Origin of the sequence: Methylobacterium dankookense, from assembly GCF_902141855.1 — a bacterium.
Lineage (GTDB): Bacteria > Pseudomonadota > Alphaproteobacteria > Rhizobiales > Beijerinckiaceae > Methylobacterium > Methylobacterium dankookense.
Map to the genome: position 1 here is coordinate 1 of NZ_CABFVH010000081.1, position 12,977 is coordinate 12,977.

The window sequence follows — 12,977 nt, forward strand, 5'->3', positions numbered from 1 at the left end:
GGGTGACGGTGATCCAGGGCGCGGTCTTCGTGCTCTGCGTGCTGCTGTTCCGCGAGGGCATCGTCGGGCTGTTCGCCAAGCTCCTCAAGAAACCGCTGTGACCGGGGAGCAGCGCGACAGGGCGATCGGCTAACCTCCCGGTCCCAGGAGCGGATGGCCCATGAGAATCGCGGACCGCGTCTTCCTCGTCACCGGCGGCGCCTCGGGGCTCGGCCGGGCCGTGGCCGAGCACCTGACCGGGGCGGGCGGCCGGGTCGTCATCGCCGACATCGCGGAAGGCGGGGCCGAGGTCGCGACCCAGATCGGCTGCCGCTTCGTGCGCACCGACGTCGCCGACGAGACCGAGGGCCGCGCGGCGATCGCCGCCTGCCTCGAAGCCCATGGCCGCCTCGACGGGCTCGTCACCTGCGCCGGCATCGTCACCGGGGCGCGGGTGCTCGGCCGCTCCGGCCCGCACGACCTCGACAGCTTCGCCCGTACCGTCCGGGTCAACCTCGTCGGCACCTTCAACATGGTCCGGCTCGCCGCCGAGGCCATCGCGGCGCAGGTCCCTGATACGGGCGGCGCCCGCGGTGTGATCGTCACCACCAGTTCCATCGCCGCCTTCGACGGTCAGGTGGGCCAAGCGGCCTACGCCGCCTCCAAGGGGGGCGTCGCGAGCCTGACCCTGCCGCTCGCCCGAGACCTCGCGAGCCACGGCATCCGCGTGGTCTCGGTGGCGCCCGGCATCTTCGAGACGCCGATGATGGCGGGCCTGGCCCCGGAGGTGCAGGAGGCGCTCGGGCGCTCCGTGCCCTTCCCGCCGCGCCTCGGGCGGCCGGCGGAATTCGCCGGGCTCGTCGCCCATATCATCGAGAACGACATGCTCAACGGCGAGGTCATCCGCCTTGACGGGGCGCTGCGGATGGCCCCGCGCTAGATCTGGCGCCACGCTGGATTCAGCCCCGAGCCGATCGTCAGGGAGGGATGCCCGATGCAGGACCCCGTCGTCATCGTCGGCGCGGCGCGCACGCCGATCGGCGCGCTGCAGGGCGCGCTCGCCGACCTGCCGGCGCCGGAGCTCGGCGCCGCCGCGATCCGGGCCGCCGTCGAGCGGGCCGGGATCCCGCCCGATTCCGTCGAGGAGGTGGTGTTCGGCTGCGTGCTGCCGGCGGGGCAGGGGCAGGCCCCGGCGCGCCAGGCCGCGCTCAAGGCCGGGCTGCCGCTCGCGGCCGGCGCCACCACCGTCAACAAGATGTGCGGCTCCGGCATGAAGGCCGCGATGCTCGCCCACGATTCCCTGTCACTCGGCCACGCCGCGGTGGCGGTGGCCGGCGGCATGGAGAGCATGACCAACGCCCCCTACCTGCTCGACCGGGCGCGGGCCGGCTACCGCATGGGCCACGGGCAGGTGCGCGACCACATGTTCCTCGACGGGCTGGAGGACGCCTACGACCGCGGCCGCCTGATGGGCACCTTCGCCGAGGATTGCGCGCAGGCCTATCAGTTCACCCGCGAGGCGCAGGATTCCTACGCGCTCGCCTCCCTCGGCCGGGCGAAGGCGGCGCAGGACGAGGGCCGCTTCGCCCGCGAGATCGCCCCCGTGACGGTGAAGGGGGGCCGCGCCGAGCGCGTCGTCGCCGAGGACGAGCAGCCGGGCAATGCCCGCCCCGACAAGATCCCCACCCTGCGCCCGGCCTTCCGCGAGGGCGGCACGGTGACGGCGGCCAACGCCTCCTCGATCTCGGACGGGGCCGCCGCCCTCGTGCTGATGCGGCTCTCCGAGGCCGAGCGGCGCGGGCTGACCCCGCTCGCCGCGATCCGCGGACAGGCGACGCATGCCCAGGCGCCGAACCTCTTCACCACCGCCCCCGTCGGCGCGATCCGCACCCTCCTGAAACGCGTGGGCTGGGAGGCCGGGACGGTCGATCTCTACGAGATCAACGAGGCCTTCGCCGTCGTGGCGATGGCGGCGATGCGGGATCTCGGCCTCGACCATGATCGGGTGAACGTCCATGGCGGCGCCTGCGCGCTCGGCCACCCGATCGGGGCCTCCGGCGCGCGCATCCTCGTGACGCTCATCGCCGCCCTGGAGACGCACGGGCTGCGGCGCGGCGTGGCGAGCCTGTGCATCGGCGGCGGCGAGGCGACCGCGATGGCGGTGGAGCGCCTGACCTGATCACGGCGGCGTGAGACCAGCTCCCGGACAATGCCCACGCCCGGCCGGCGAGCAACACCCAAGTCCTGAAGCAAGACAAGATGACAGGGAAGCTTGGCCGTCATCAGTCGTCGGGCGGCGCGGAAACCATTTCTTACGGGGCGTTGACGCTTCGTTAACCATCCGGCCGCAGCTTTGGACCGTCACGTCAGACAGGTACACAGGCCAGGACAGGTGCCGCGATGAAGGCTCCGCCGCTCAGCGTCGACGACCCGGCGCAGGATTGCCCCGTTCCCGTCGAGGCGCTCGGGCGCCTCGCCCGCGCCGCGCCGGAGGCGGTCGCGGAGCTGGTCGCGAGCATCCCGGAGGCGACCCGGGCGCGGCTCGCGGTCTATCTCTATGGGCGCAGCCACACCTACGAGCTCGGCATCCGCATCGCCGCGACCTGCGACGGCCCGAGCCTGCGCCGCGCCGCCGGCCTCGTCGGCACCACCCTCTACGACCTCTCGCGCCGGCCCTACGCGCCCCCCGCCTACGGCGCGCCGCGCACCAGCGGGGCGGCCCGGATCAGCCTCGGCGGCCCGCGCCTCGCCGCCCGGGGCTGAGCCCGGCTCCGCTCCGAGGGGGCTGACGATCCGCGGCCCGGATCCTGTATAGGCCGGACGATCCCGGCCCGCATGGCGCCGGGGCCTGCGGAAGAGTCCATGAACGCGCTCCTCGTCATCATCGGCGCCGGCCTCGGCGGCGGCGCCCGCCACGGCGTGAACCTCGCCGTCGCCCGGCTCCTGCCCGGCCTCGGCTTCCCCCTCGCCACGCTGATCATCAACGTCCTCGGCTCGGCCCTGATGGGCGTGCTGGCGGAGGCCTTCGCGCTGCGCGGCGCCGCGGGCCACCCGATGCGCCTGTTCCTCACCACCGGAATCCTCGGCGGCTTCACCACCTTCTCGACCTTCTCCCTCGACGCGGTCGCGCTCTACCAGCGCGGCGAGGGCGCGGCGGCGGCGCTCTACGTGCTCGCCTCGGTGGGCCTCGGCGTCGCGGGGCTCATCGCCGGCATGGTCCTCACCCGCGCCGTGATGGCGTAGCGGGGCCCCGCCCGCACCGCTATATCTGCGGGTCCGATGACCATCCCATCCCGCCCGGTCCGCCGCCTCGACCCCGTCCTCGTCGACCGCATCGCCGCGGGCGAGGTGGTCGAGCGGCCGGCCTCGGCCGTGAAGGAGCTCGTCGAGAACGCCATCGACGCGGGCGCCCGCGCCATCGAGGTGACGATCGAGCGGGGCGGGCGCCAGCTCATCCGGGTGGTGGACGACGGCGTCGGCATGGGGCCGGACGACCTCGCCCTCGCGGTGGAGCGCCACGCCACCTCGAAGCTGCCCGACGGCGACCTCTTCCGCATCGACACGCTGGGCTTCCGCGGCGAGGCGCTGCCCTCGATCGGCGCGGTCTCGCGGCTCACCCTCACCTCGCGCACCGCCGAGGCCGAGCAGGGGGCGAGCCTCACCGTCGAGGCGGGGGCGAAGGGGCCGGTGCGGCCGGCACCCGCGCAGCGCGGCACCCGCATCGAGGTGAGCGAGCTCTTCGCGGCGACGCCCGCCCGCCTCAAGTTCCTGAAATCCGACCGGGCCGAGACGGCGGCGGTCTCCGAGATCCTGCGCCGCCTCGCGGTCGCGCAGCCGCAGATCCGCTTCACGCTGCGCAGCGACGGCGGTACGCCCCTCGTCCTGCCGGCGGAGGAGGGCGAGACGGCAAGCCTGCGCCGGCTCGCCGGGGTGCTGGGCGCCGACTTCGCGCCGAACGCGCTGCCGGTCGACCTCGCCCGCGAGGGGCTCGCGCTCACCGGCCATGTGAGCCTGCCGACCTTCAACCGCGGGGCGGGCAACCACATCCACCTCGTGGTGAACGGCCGGCCCGTGCGCGACCGGCTGCTGCTCGGCGCCGTGCGCGGCGCCTATGCCGACACGCTCGCCTCGGACCGGCACCCGGTGCTCGGCCTGTTCCTCGCCTGCGACCCGGCCCTCGTCGACGTGAACGTCCACCCGGCCAAGACCGAGGTGCGCTTCCGCGATCCCGGCCTCGTGCGGGCCCTCGTGGTCAGCGCGATCCACGAGGCCCTGCGCCGGGGCGGCGCCCGCAGCGCCACCACCGGGGCGACCCGCGCGCTGGAGGCCTTGCGCCCGGCCGCCGGGATGCCAGCCGCCCCGCCGCTCCGCAGCTATAGCGGCGCCAGCGCGCCGAGCCTGTTCCGGCCCGAGCGCCCGGCCATGCCCGCCCGCGCCCCCTCCTTCGGTGCGCCGCCGGGCTACCGCGCGCCGCAGGGGAACCCCGGCTTCGGCGAGGCGGCCCAGGCTCACCTCGATCAGGCTCACCTCGATCACGCTCACTTCGAGCATGCCCCTCTCGATCAGGCGCTCCTCGACCCGCCCCAGGCCGCCGCCTTCCAGCCGGCAGCCGAGGAGGAGGCCCTCGATTTCCCGCTCGGCGCCGCGCGGGCGCAGATCCACGAGACCTACATCCTGGCCCAGACCCGCGACGGCATCGTCATCGTGGACCAGCATGCCGCGCACGAGCGCCTCGTCTACGAGCGGCTGAAGCGCGAGCGCGCGGCCGGTGGCATCCTGCGCCAGGGCCTGCTCATCCCCGAGGTGATCGAGTTGCCCCCCGACGACGCGGCGCGGCTCGCGGCGGCGGCGCCCGACCTCGACCGGCTCGGCCTGGGGCTCGAGGCCTTCGGCCCCGGCGCCGTCCTGGTGCGCGAGGTGCCGGCCATCCTCAAGGGCGCCTCGGTCCGGGCCCTCGTCGCCGACATCCTCGACGCGCTCGAGGCCAGCGGCGTGGAGGAGGGCGGCGCGGCCGCCGCCGAGGACGGCCCGCTCGGCCGCCGCCTCGACGCGATCCTGTCGCGAATGAGCTGTCATGGCTCAATCCGGGCGGGGCGCCGCCTGCACCCGCAGGAGATGAACGCGCTCCTGCGCGAGATGGAAGCCACCGAGAAGTCCGGTCAGTGCAATCACGGCCGCCCGACCTCGATCGCGCTGGCGCTCCACGACATCGAGCGGCTGTTCGGGCGCCGGTGACGGCCGGCCCGGTCACGGTCTCGTGCGCGAAAAGCCGTTAAAACCTAACCTAGATTATTGAAATTCCCGGGCTGGACGGGATGTCCTGCGGCTGGGCCGTCCGCTGATGGCCGCCGCGTTCTCCCGGAGTGTCCATGCCCGCCCCCGACAGACCGATGCCGGAGGACGTCGCGCGGATGCGGCGATGGGGCCGGATAGGTGGACAGTTTTTGCTCACCTTCCCCTGGTATTCTTGATACAGATCGGCGCGAACCGCCGAGCTTCGCTCGTCCTCCGTCCACAGAACCAAGGCGCACCCGCCACCATGACCGAGCCCAGCGGCCCGAAGCAGAAGCCGAAGCGCGCCACGGCGGTGGACCACACGGTGGGCAACCGGATCGCCCTGCTGCGCTCGGCCAGCGGCATGAGCCAGACCATGCTCGCCCATGCCCTCGGGATCAGCTTCCAGCAGGTGCAGAAATACGAGACCGGCAAGAACCGGATCGGCGCCGGTCGGCTGCGCGCCATCGCCGACCGGCTCGGCGTGCCGGTCTCGGTGTTCTTCGCCGAGGACCTCGACGATTCCGAGGAGGGGATCAGCAGCCTCGCGGCGTTGCAGGAGAGCGGGGCGCTCGCCCTGCTGCAGGCCTACGAGGCGATCTCCGACGAGGAGACGCGGCGCGAGGTGCTCAACCTCGTCCAGGCCGCGGCCCGGCTCTGGCAGGGCACGGAATCCGCGGGCACGGATTCCGGCAACGTCGCCTGAGGGCGGCGCCCACGGAACCGATGGCGCCCATGGACGGCGCGCCCGCGAACCTGCTGGCCGACCTGCCGCCGGCCGGGCCGGACGAGGTCTTCACCCGCCTCCTCGCGAGGCCCGGGCTCGTGGTCGAGCGCATCGTCTCGACCGGGCAGGCGAGCCCGCTGGGCTTCTTCTACGACCAGCCGCAGGACGAGTGGGTGCTGGTCCTCTCCGGCACCGCGGATCTGCGCTTCGCCGACGAGGCCGCCCCGCGCCGCCTCGGCCCCGGCGACCACCTGCTGATCCCCGCCCATCGCCGCCACCGCGTCGAGCGCACCGACCGGGACCCGCCGACGATCTGGCTCGCGCTGCATCTCAGCTGAGACCGCGTCCGGTTGATCAGACCGGACGCGGCCTCGGCCAAGCCCGCGCGGCGCTTGCGCGAAGGCGACATCCGCCATCCCGAAGGGATCACCCGGATGTCGTATCAGAGCCCTCAATGCCTCCCGCTCAGCCGGCGAGCCCGGCGAGGGCGTAGGCGAGCGCCGCGATCAGGCCTGCGGCGGGCATCGTCACCACCCAGGCGACCACGATGTTGCCGGCCACCCCCCAGCGCACCGCGGCAGTGCGCCGCGCCGCGCCGACGCCGATGATGGCGCCGGTGATGGTGTGCGTGGTCGAGACCGGCACGCCGAGCCAGGTCGCCGCGAACAGGGTGATGGCCCCGCCGGTCTCGGCGCAGAAGCCCTGCATCGGGTTGAGCCGCGTGATGCGCGAGCCCATCGTGTGGACGATCCGCCAGCCCCCGAACAGGGTGCCGAGCGCCATCGCCGCCTGGCAGGACAGGACCACCCAGAGCGGCACGTGGAACTCCCCGCCCGTGAGGCCCTGCGAGTAGAGCAGCACGGCGATGATGCCCATGGTCTTCTGCGCGTCGTTGCCGCCATGGCCGAGGGAGTAGAGCGAGGCGGAGACGAATTGCAGCACCCGGAAGGTGCGGTCGACGGCAAACGGCGTGGCGCGGACGAAGGCCCAGGAGACCGCGAGCACCAGGAGGAGGGCGAGCAGGAAGCCGAGGAGCGGCGAGAGCACGATGGCGGCGACCGTCTTGGCGAGCCCGCCCCAGACCACCACCGACAGGCCCGCCTTGGCGGTGCCCGCCCCGACGAGGCCGCCGACGAGGGCGTGGGAGGAGCTCGACGGGATGCCGAGCACCCAAGTCGCGATGTTCCAGGCGATGGCGCCGAGGAGCGCGGCGAAGATCACGCGCGCATCGACCACGCTCGCATCGACGATGCCGGTGCCGAGCGTCTGCGCCACGTGCAGGCCGAAGAACAGGAACGCGATGAAGTTGAAGAAGGCCGCCCAGAACACCGCGTAGCGCGGGCTCAGGACCCGCGTGGAGACGATGGTGGCAATGGAGTTCGCGGCATCGTGCAGCCCGTTCAGGAAGTCGAAAAACAGGGCCACCGCGATCAGGCCGACCAGATAGGGCAGGGCGATGGCGGTCATCGGCCCGCAGCCCCAAGGATCGCGAGGGCCCCCGGCAGGGTCGAGAGAGGATGGCCCATCAGACGTTCTCGAGGACGATGCCGTTGATCTCGTTGGCGACGTCCTCGAAGCGGTCGACCACGCTCTCGAGGCTCGAATAGATCTCCCGCCCGATCATGTAGCGCATCGGGTCGGAGCGCCCGTGCGCCTGGAACAGGGCCTTCACGCCCTGGTCGTGCAGGTCGTCCGAGCGGCCCTCCACGCGGGTCACCGCCTCGGTGAGCGTGCCGAGGCGCTGGGCATGGGTGCCGATCGCGGCGAGCAGGGGCACCGCCTCGGCGGTGAGGCGAGCCGCCTCCACCACCGTGTCGCCCATCTCGCGCATGGTCGGCTCGAAGCTGCGCACCTCGTAGAGGTCGATCAGCTTCACGGTCTTCTGCATCTGGTCGATGGCGTCGTCCATCGACTGGATCAGGTCCTTGATGTCGCCGCGGTCGAAGGGGGTGATGAAGCTGCGCCGCACCGCCGCCAGCACCTCGCAGGTGACGATGTCGGCCTCGTGCTCGTGCCGCACGATGGCCTCGGCGTAGCGGGGCACGGCATCGCCCCCCTGGAGCAGGCCCTGCAGCGCCTCGGCGCCCGCCACCAGGGCGGCGGACTGGCGCGCGAACAGGTCGAAGAAGCGGTCCTCCCGCGGCATCAAGGCCCGGAACCAGCTCAGCATCCGATGCTCCTCCCCTCCGCCTCGCTTATCCGGCTAACCTCAGAAGCTCTCGAGCCAGGGCCTGAGTTCCATCTCGGAGGTCCAGGCGCTGCGGTCCTGGGCGAGCACCGCGCGGTAGGCGCGGGCGATGGCCTCCGGATCGAGGTGGCTGTCGGGGGCGTCGGGCGCCTCGGCCACGCGGGCCGGGTTCCGGATGGCGCCGTCGATCACGAAATGCGCGACGTGGATGCCCTTGGGGTGCAACTCGCGCGAGAGGCTCTGGGCGAGGCCGCGCAGGGCGAACTTGCCCATGGCGAAGGGGCTCGACCCGGGAAAGCCCTTCACGCTGGCGGAGGCGCCGGTGAACAGGATGGCGCCGTGGCGGGCGGGCAGCATGCGCCGGGCCGCCGCCTGCGCCACGAGGAAGCCGCCGAAGGCGCTGACCCGCAGCGCGTCGGCGACCGCCTCGGAATCGAGGGCGTCGATCGCCCCGCGCAGGCGCCCGCTCGCGTTGTAGACCACCACGTCGGGCGCGCCCCCCAGCGCCGGCTCGATCGCGGCGAACAGGGCCTCTACCGAGGCGCGCTCGCCCGCGTCGCAGGCATGGAGTACCGCCCCGGTCTCGCGGGCGAGGTCGGCGAGCTTGGCGACGTCGCGGGCGGCGAGCCCGACCTTGAGCCCGTCGGCGGTGAGTTGCCGGGCGAGCGCCGCGCTCAGGCCCGAGCCGGCTCCGACGATGAGGGCACGTTCGTAGACGGGGACCATGGCCACCTCCGCTTCCCGGTTGCGGGTCGATGCGGGGTGAGGTGCGCCAGCTTTGCGGAATGTCGAGGGCTTTCAGTCCCGCCGCTCGGCGAAGAAGGCGCGCAGCAGCTCCGCCGCCTCGCCCTCGCGGAAGCCGCCATAGACCTCCGGCGCGTGGTGGCAGGTCGGCTGGTTGAACACGCGGGGCCCGTGCTCGACGCCGCCGCCCTTCGGGTCCGAGGCGCCGAAATACAGCCGCCGGATCCGCGCGAAGCCGATCGCCCCGGCGCACATCGGGCAGGGCTCGAGGGTCACGTAGAGGTCGCAGCCCGGCAGCCGCTCCGAGCCGAGGGCGGCGCAGGCCGCGCGGATCGCCAGGATCTCGGCATGGGCCGTCGGGTCGTGCAGGGCGCGGGGCCGGTTGTGGGCGGCGGCGAGGATCCGCCCGTCGCGCACCACCACCGCCCCCACCGGCACCTCGCCGGCGGCGGCGGCGCGGCGCGCCTCGGCGAAGGCGCGGTCGAACGGGTCGCCCGCCGCGACCAGCCCCGGGGCGGACTCGTCGGCGGACTCATCGACGGACTCGTGAACGGGTCCTTGGACAGGCCCATGGATCGGTTTCGCCATCGCCGCGTTCCTAGCCCCGAACGCCGCCACGCGGGCCGCGATCACGGTTCGGAGAGAAGTCCAATCCACGGAACATTCCGCCTCGGGCCGCCGTTCTGAAGGCACCGCGGCTTGGCCGCAGAGACAACACTTGAGGGAAACAGCCATGAGCAGCACCACGGACAAGATCAAGGGCGCCGTCAACGAGGCCGTCGGCAACGCCAAGCAGGGCATCGGCGACGCCACCGGCAACGACAAGCTGAAGGCCGAGGGCAAGGCCCAGGAGCTGAAGGGCGAGGCCCAGCGCGGCATCGGCGCCGCCAAGGACACGGTGAAGGACGCCGCCTCGAAGCTCTGACGCCGCAGGCGCTCCCCGGTCCGGCGCGACCGGGGAGGCCTCGGCGATAGGATCCGCAGGTCACAGGCACATCACAGGACAGAACTCGGAGGTTTTCATGATCGGTTGGGCTGTCACCTTCCTCGTCGTCGCGCTCGTCGCCGCTCTGCTCGGCTTCGGCGGCATCGCCGGGACGGCCATGGAGGCCGCCAAGATCGTGTTCTTCGTCGCGATCGCCCTGTTCCTGATCTCCGCCGTGTTCGGCGTGGTGCGCGGCCGCGCCCCGCGGCTGTGACCGGACGCATTCCGTCCTGACCGGATCCCCATACGGATCCCTGCGCGAGGCGGCCCCCACGGGCCGCCTCTTCGCGTTCCGGCCCAGGCGCATCTCATCGAGGCGCATCTCCTCCAGGCGCATCCCATCCCGGCGCAGCGCGCGCGTGCATCGCGGAGGCCGGCACGCTATGCAGGCGCCATGACCTTCCAGACGTGGTGGCTGTTCCTCTGCGCGGTGTTCCTGCTCAGCGGGACGCCCGGCCCCAACATGCTGCATGTGCTGACCCGCAGCGTGCGCTTCGGCCTCGGCCCGAGCGTGCCGGCGGCTTTGGGGTGCCTCTGCGCGCTCCTCGTCGTGCTCACCGGGGCCGCCGCGGGCCTGAGCGCGGCGCTCGCCGCCTCGCCGCTCCTGTTCGAGGTCCTGCGCTACGCGGGCGTCGCCTACCTGATCTATCTCGGCATCCGCTGCTGGCGCGGCGGCGAGCCGATGCTGGAGCCGGGCGCCGCCCGCGCCCCGCGCGCGCCCTCCGCCGCCGGCCTGTTCCGCGGCGGGCTGCTCGTCGGCCTCAGCAACCCCAAGCTCCTGATGTTCACGGCGGCCTTCCTGCCGCAATTCGTCGATCCGGACCGGGCGCAGGCGCCGCAATTCGCCGTGCTGATCGCCACCTTCCTCGGCGTCGAGACCTTCTGGTTCTGCATCTACGGGCTCGGCGGCCGGCGCATCGCCCGCCTGCTGGCGCGGCCGCAGGCGCAGCGCCTGTTCGACCGGGCCACCGGCGCGATCTTCCTGGGTTTCGGCGCGGCGCTGCTCGGCACGCGCCACTAGAGCGCTCTCCGCAGAAGTGGAGACCGGTTCGGCGGAAAGCGAGCGCGTCGGAGCATGCTGCCGGAGAACAGCGTCTCGCGCCCCGCGATCCGCTCTGTTATGGGCTGGCGCATGAGCGACAAGTCCAAAGACGATGACGGCGCAGGGCCGGAGCCCTGGGTCCCCTCCACCGACGCCAACAGCGAGCGCCCGGACCCCGCGCAGGGCCGCGAGCGGCCCGAGCGCAAGCCGAAGGCGGCGCGCAGCCGCTCCGCGGACGGCGACGCGCCCCTGAGGCGGCGCAAGGCCCCCGAGGCGGAGCCCGACGCCGCGGCCGGGCCTGCGACCGAAGCAGCGCCCGAGACGGCTCCCGAGGCCGAGACGGTCTTCGAGGGCGAGCGCATCGCCAAGGCGATCGCGCGCGCCGGCATCGCCTCGCGCCGCGACGCGGAGACGATGATCCTCGCCGGCCGCGTGACCCTGAACGGCCAGGTGCTCGACTCGCCCGCCGTCAACGTCACCGATTCCGACCGCATCACGGTGGACGGCGAGCCGCTACCGGCGCGCGAGCGCACCCGGCTCTGGCTGTTCCACAAGCCGCGCGGGCTCGTCACCACGGCGCGCGACCCCGAGGGGCGCGCCACCGTGTTCGACGCGCTGCCCGACGACCTGCCGCGGGTGGTGGCGGTGGGCCGGCTCGACATCAACACAGAGGGGCTGCTGCTCCTCACCAACGACGGCGGCCTCGCCAAGGTGATCGCCCATCCCGATACGGGCTGGCTGCGCCGCTACCGCGTGCGCGCCCACGGCGACACCGACCAGGCCCAGCTCGACAGGCTCCGCAAGGGCGTGACCATCGACGGGATGGAGTACGGCCCCATCGAGGCCACCCTCGACCGGGTGCAGGGCGACAACCTCTGGCTGACGCTCGGCCTGCGCGAGGGCAAGAACCGCGAGGTCAAGCGCATCCTCGAGCATCTCGGCCTCTCGGTGAACCGGCTGATCCGGCTCTCCTTCGGCCCGTTCCAGCTCGGCGAGCTCGAATCCGGCCTCGTGGACGAGGTCCGCACCAAGGTGCTGAAGGAGCAGCTCGGCAAGAACCTCGCCGAGCAGGCGGGCGTCGATTTCGAGAGCCCGGTGCGTGAGCCGATCGCGCCCTTCGGCTCCTCCGCCAAGAAGGCCAAGCCGGCCGCGCGGGAGGAATCCCGCCACGATGCCGAGGAGGCGCCCCGCTCCGTGCGCGGCCGGCGCGAGGCTCCGGCGCGCGAAGGGTACGAGCGCCCCGCCCGCGCCAAGGCGCCCGAGCGCGTGCCGACCGGCGGCATGGGCCCCGGCCCGCGCCGCTCGGTCTGGCGGGCCGACGAGGCGAGCGAGGCCCCGCGGGGCCGGAAGGTGCCGCGCCGCGGCGCCGACCCGCGCTCCGAGCGCGAGACCGCCGCCGAGCGCGGCCGCGAGCGCGTCGGCGCCATCAAGTCCGGCGAGCGCCGCGTGCTGGTCGAGCGCCTGTCGCCGAGCCCGGCGCCGGAGGCCGCCCCCGAGGAGGCGCCGAAGCGCCGCCGCTACGCCCGCGACGAGGCGCCTCGCCCGGCCGCCCGCGGCCGGCGCGGAGAGGGCGAGGCCGTCCGCGAGGCGCGGGGCCCGCGCCCCGAGCGCAGCACAGAGCGCGGCAGCGAGCGCCCGAACCGCCGCCCGCCCTGGGAGGACGAGGGCGCGCCGCGCGGCCGTCCCGCGCGCTCGGCCGAGCGGCCGTCCGGCGAGGGCCGCGGCGAGCGGCGCTTCGGCGGCAAGCCCGACGGACGGGCAGGGGGCAAGTTCGAAGGCAGGCCCGGTAGCGGGAAGCCGGGTGGCGGGAAGCCCGGCGGCGCCAAGCGCGATTTCCAGGGCGGCGAGGGACGCCGCGAGGGCGGCCCCGCCCGCGCGGAGGGGCGGCCCGGCGGGTTCAAGGCGGGCGGCCCGAAGCCGGGCGGCCGGTCCGGCCCGCGGGGCGACGCGCCGAAGGGGGCCGGCTTCCGGGGCGGCAAGCCCGGTGGCGGACGCCCCGGCGGATCCGGTGCCGGCCGGCCCGGCGGCGGGGCACGCC

General features: G+C 73.8%; 15 protein-coding genes and 1 pseudogene. 12 read left to right on the plus strand and 4 right to left on the minus strand.

Features of this window, described 5'->3' with window-relative positions; all coding sequences use genetic code 11:
* The 8 genes and pseudogenes from MTDSW087_RS31135 to MTDSW087_RS28615 all read left to right on the plus strand — a co-directional run.
* Window positions 1–101 (plus strand): annotated as a pseudogene (locus MTDSW087_RS31135) (branched-chain amino acid ABC transporter permease); the annotation flags it as partial.
* A 59-nt stretch (window positions 102–160) separates the two neighbouring features.
* Complete coding sequence (locus MTDSW087_RS28585; protein WP_144769006.1) at window positions 161–919, plus strand: SDR family NAD(P)-dependent oxidoreductase; 759 nt, start codon at window positions 161–163, stop codon at window positions 917–919.
* A gap of 54 nt (window positions 920–973) precedes the next feature.
* Window positions 974–2,158 (plus strand): acetyl-CoA C-acyltransferase, encoded by a 1,185-nt coding sequence (locus tag MTDSW087_RS28590; protein WP_144769008.1) that lies wholly within the window; start codon window positions 974–976, stop codon window positions 2,156–2,158.
* A gap of 221 nt (window positions 2,159–2,379) precedes the next feature.
* On the plus strand, window positions 2,380–2,742 hold the full coding sequence (locus MTDSW087_RS28595; RefSeq protein WP_144769010.1) for a hypothetical protein: 363 nt from the start codon (window positions 2,380–2,382) through the stop codon (window positions 2,740–2,742).
* 99 nt (window positions 2,743–2,841) lie between these two features.
* Entirely contained in the window at window positions 2,842–3,222 is a 381-nt protein-coding gene (gene crcB / locus MTDSW087_RS28600; RefSeq protein WP_144769012.1) for a fluoride efflux transporter CrcB, read from the plus strand.
* Window positions 3,223–3,258: 36 nt separating this feature from the next.
* On the plus strand, window positions 3,259–5,214 hold the full coding sequence (gene mutL / locus MTDSW087_RS28605) for a DNA mismatch repair endonuclease MutL (RefSeq protein ID WP_144769014.1): 1,956 nt from the start codon (window positions 3,259–3,261) through the stop codon (window positions 5,212–5,214).
* Window positions 5,215–5,518: 304 nt separating this feature from the next.
* On the plus strand, window positions 5,519–5,959 hold the full coding sequence (locus MTDSW087_RS28610) for a helix-turn-helix domain-containing protein (RefSeq protein ID WP_144769016.1): 441 nt from the start codon (window positions 5,519–5,521) through the stop codon (window positions 5,957–5,959).
* Between the two features lie 29 nt (window positions 5,960–5,988).
* Window positions 5,989–6,318, plus strand: coding sequence for a cupin domain-containing protein (locus MTDSW087_RS28615; RefSeq protein WP_144769018.1), 330 nt, complete (start codon window positions 5,989–5,991; stop codon window positions 6,316–6,318).
* A gap of 127 nt (window positions 6,319–6,445) precedes the next feature.
* Here MTDSW087_RS28615 and MTDSW087_RS28620 read toward each other — a convergent pair whose 3' ends face one another.
* From MTDSW087_RS28620 to MTDSW087_RS28635, 4 genes are all read right to left on the minus strand, one after another.
* Window positions 6,446–7,447, minus strand: coding sequence for an inorganic phosphate transporter (locus MTDSW087_RS28620; RefSeq protein ID WP_144769020.1), 1,002 nt, complete (start codon window positions 7,445–7,447; stop codon window positions 6,446–6,448).
* A 58-nt stretch (window positions 7,448–7,505) separates the two neighbouring features.
* Window positions 7,506–8,150, minus strand: a complete 645-nt coding sequence (locus MTDSW087_RS28625; protein ID WP_144769022.1) for a DUF47 domain-containing protein — start codon at window positions 8,148–8,150, stop codon at window positions 7,506–7,508.
* Between the two features lie 39 nt (window positions 8,151–8,189).
* Complete coding sequence (locus MTDSW087_RS28630; protein ID WP_144769023.1) at window positions 8,190–8,894, minus strand: SDR family NAD(P)-dependent oxidoreductase; 705 nt, start codon at window positions 8,892–8,894, stop codon at window positions 8,190–8,192.
* Window positions 8,895–8,966: 72 nt separating this feature from the next.
* A complete protein-coding gene (locus tag MTDSW087_RS28635; protein WP_238179585.1) occupies window positions 8,967–9,500 on the minus strand; it encodes a nucleoside deaminase in 534 nt (177 codons plus the stop codon).
* 145 nt (window positions 9,501–9,645) lie between these two features.
* On the opposite strand from MTDSW087_RS28635, the gene MTDSW087_RS28640 reads away from it, so the two are divergent.
* The 4 genes from MTDSW087_RS28640 to MTDSW087_RS28655 all read left to right on the plus strand — a co-directional run.
* Window positions 9,646–9,837: a CsbD family protein gene (locus MTDSW087_RS28640; RefSeq protein ID WP_144769025.1), complete on the plus strand. Its 192-nt coding sequence runs from the start codon at window positions 9,646–9,648 to the stop codon at window positions 9,835–9,837.
* Between the two features lie 97 nt (window positions 9,838–9,934).
* Window positions 9,935–10,111 (plus strand): DUF1328 domain-containing protein, encoded by a 177-nt coding sequence (locus MTDSW087_RS28645; protein ID WP_144769027.1) that lies wholly within the window; start codon window positions 9,935–9,937, stop codon window positions 10,109–10,111.
* 180 nt (window positions 10,112–10,291) lie between these two features.
* Entirely contained in the window at window positions 10,292–10,918 is a 627-nt protein-coding gene (locus tag MTDSW087_RS28650; protein ID WP_144769029.1) for a LysE family translocator, read from the plus strand.
* Between the two features lie 99 nt (window positions 10,919–11,017).
* The coding region (locus MTDSW087_RS28655; RefSeq protein WP_483403751.1) for a pseudouridine synthase at window positions 11,018–12,977 on the plus strand (1,960 nt) is incomplete at its 3' end.

Coding starts and splice junctions, on each gene's coding strand:
- MTDSW087_RS28590 (WP_144769008.1), top strand. CDS start 974: ATGCAGGACCCCGTCGTCATCGTCGGCGCGGCGCGCACGCCGATCGGC.
- MTDSW087_RS28585 (WP_144769006.1), top strand. CDS start 161: ATGAGAATCGCGGACCGCGTCTTCCTCGTCACCGGCGGCGCCTCGGGG.
- MTDSW087_RS28640 (WP_144769025.1), top strand. CDS start 9,646: ATGAGCAGCACCACGGACAAGATCAAGGGCGCCGTCAACGAGGCCGTC.
- crcB (WP_144769012.1), top strand. CDS start 2,842: ATGAACGCGCTCCTCGTCATCATCGGCGCCGGCCTCGGCGGCGGCGCC.
- MTDSW087_RS28620 (WP_144769020.1), bottom strand. CDS start 7,447: ATGACCGCCATCGCCCTGCCCTATCTGGTCGGCCTGATCGCGGTGGCC.
- MTDSW087_RS28635 (WP_238179585.1), bottom strand. CDS start 9,500: ATGGCGAAACCGATCCATGGGCCTGTCCAAGGACCCGTTCACGAGTCC.
- mutL (WP_144769014.1), top strand. CDS start 3,259: ATGACCATCCCATCCCGCCCGGTCCGCCGCCTCGACCCCGTCCTCGTC.
- MTDSW087_RS28595 (WP_144769010.1), top strand. CDS start 2,380: ATGAAGGCTCCGCCGCTCAGCGTCGACGACCCGGCGCAGGATTGCCCC.
- MTDSW087_RS28650 (WP_144769029.1), top strand. CDS start 10,292: ATGACCTTCCAGACGTGGTGGCTGTTCCTCTGCGCGGTGTTCCTGCTC.
- MTDSW087_RS28625 (WP_144769022.1), bottom strand. CDS start 8,150: ATGCTGAGCTGGTTCCGGGCCTTGATGCCGCGGGAGGACCGCTTCTTC.
- MTDSW087_RS28610 (WP_144769016.1), top strand. CDS start 5,519: ATGACCGAGCCCAGCGGCCCGAAGCAGAAGCCGAAGCGCGCCACGGCG.
- MTDSW087_RS28645 (WP_144769027.1), top strand. CDS start 9,935: ATGATCGGTTGGGCTGTCACCTTCCTCGTCGTCGCGCTCGTCGCCGCT.
- MTDSW087_RS28615 (WP_144769018.1), top strand. CDS start 5,989: ATGGACGGCGCGCCCGCGAACCTGCTGGCCGACCTGCCGCCGGCCGGG.
- MTDSW087_RS28630 (WP_144769023.1), bottom strand. CDS start 8,894: ATGGTCCCCGTCTACGAACGTGCCCTCATCGTCGGAGCCGGCTCGGGC.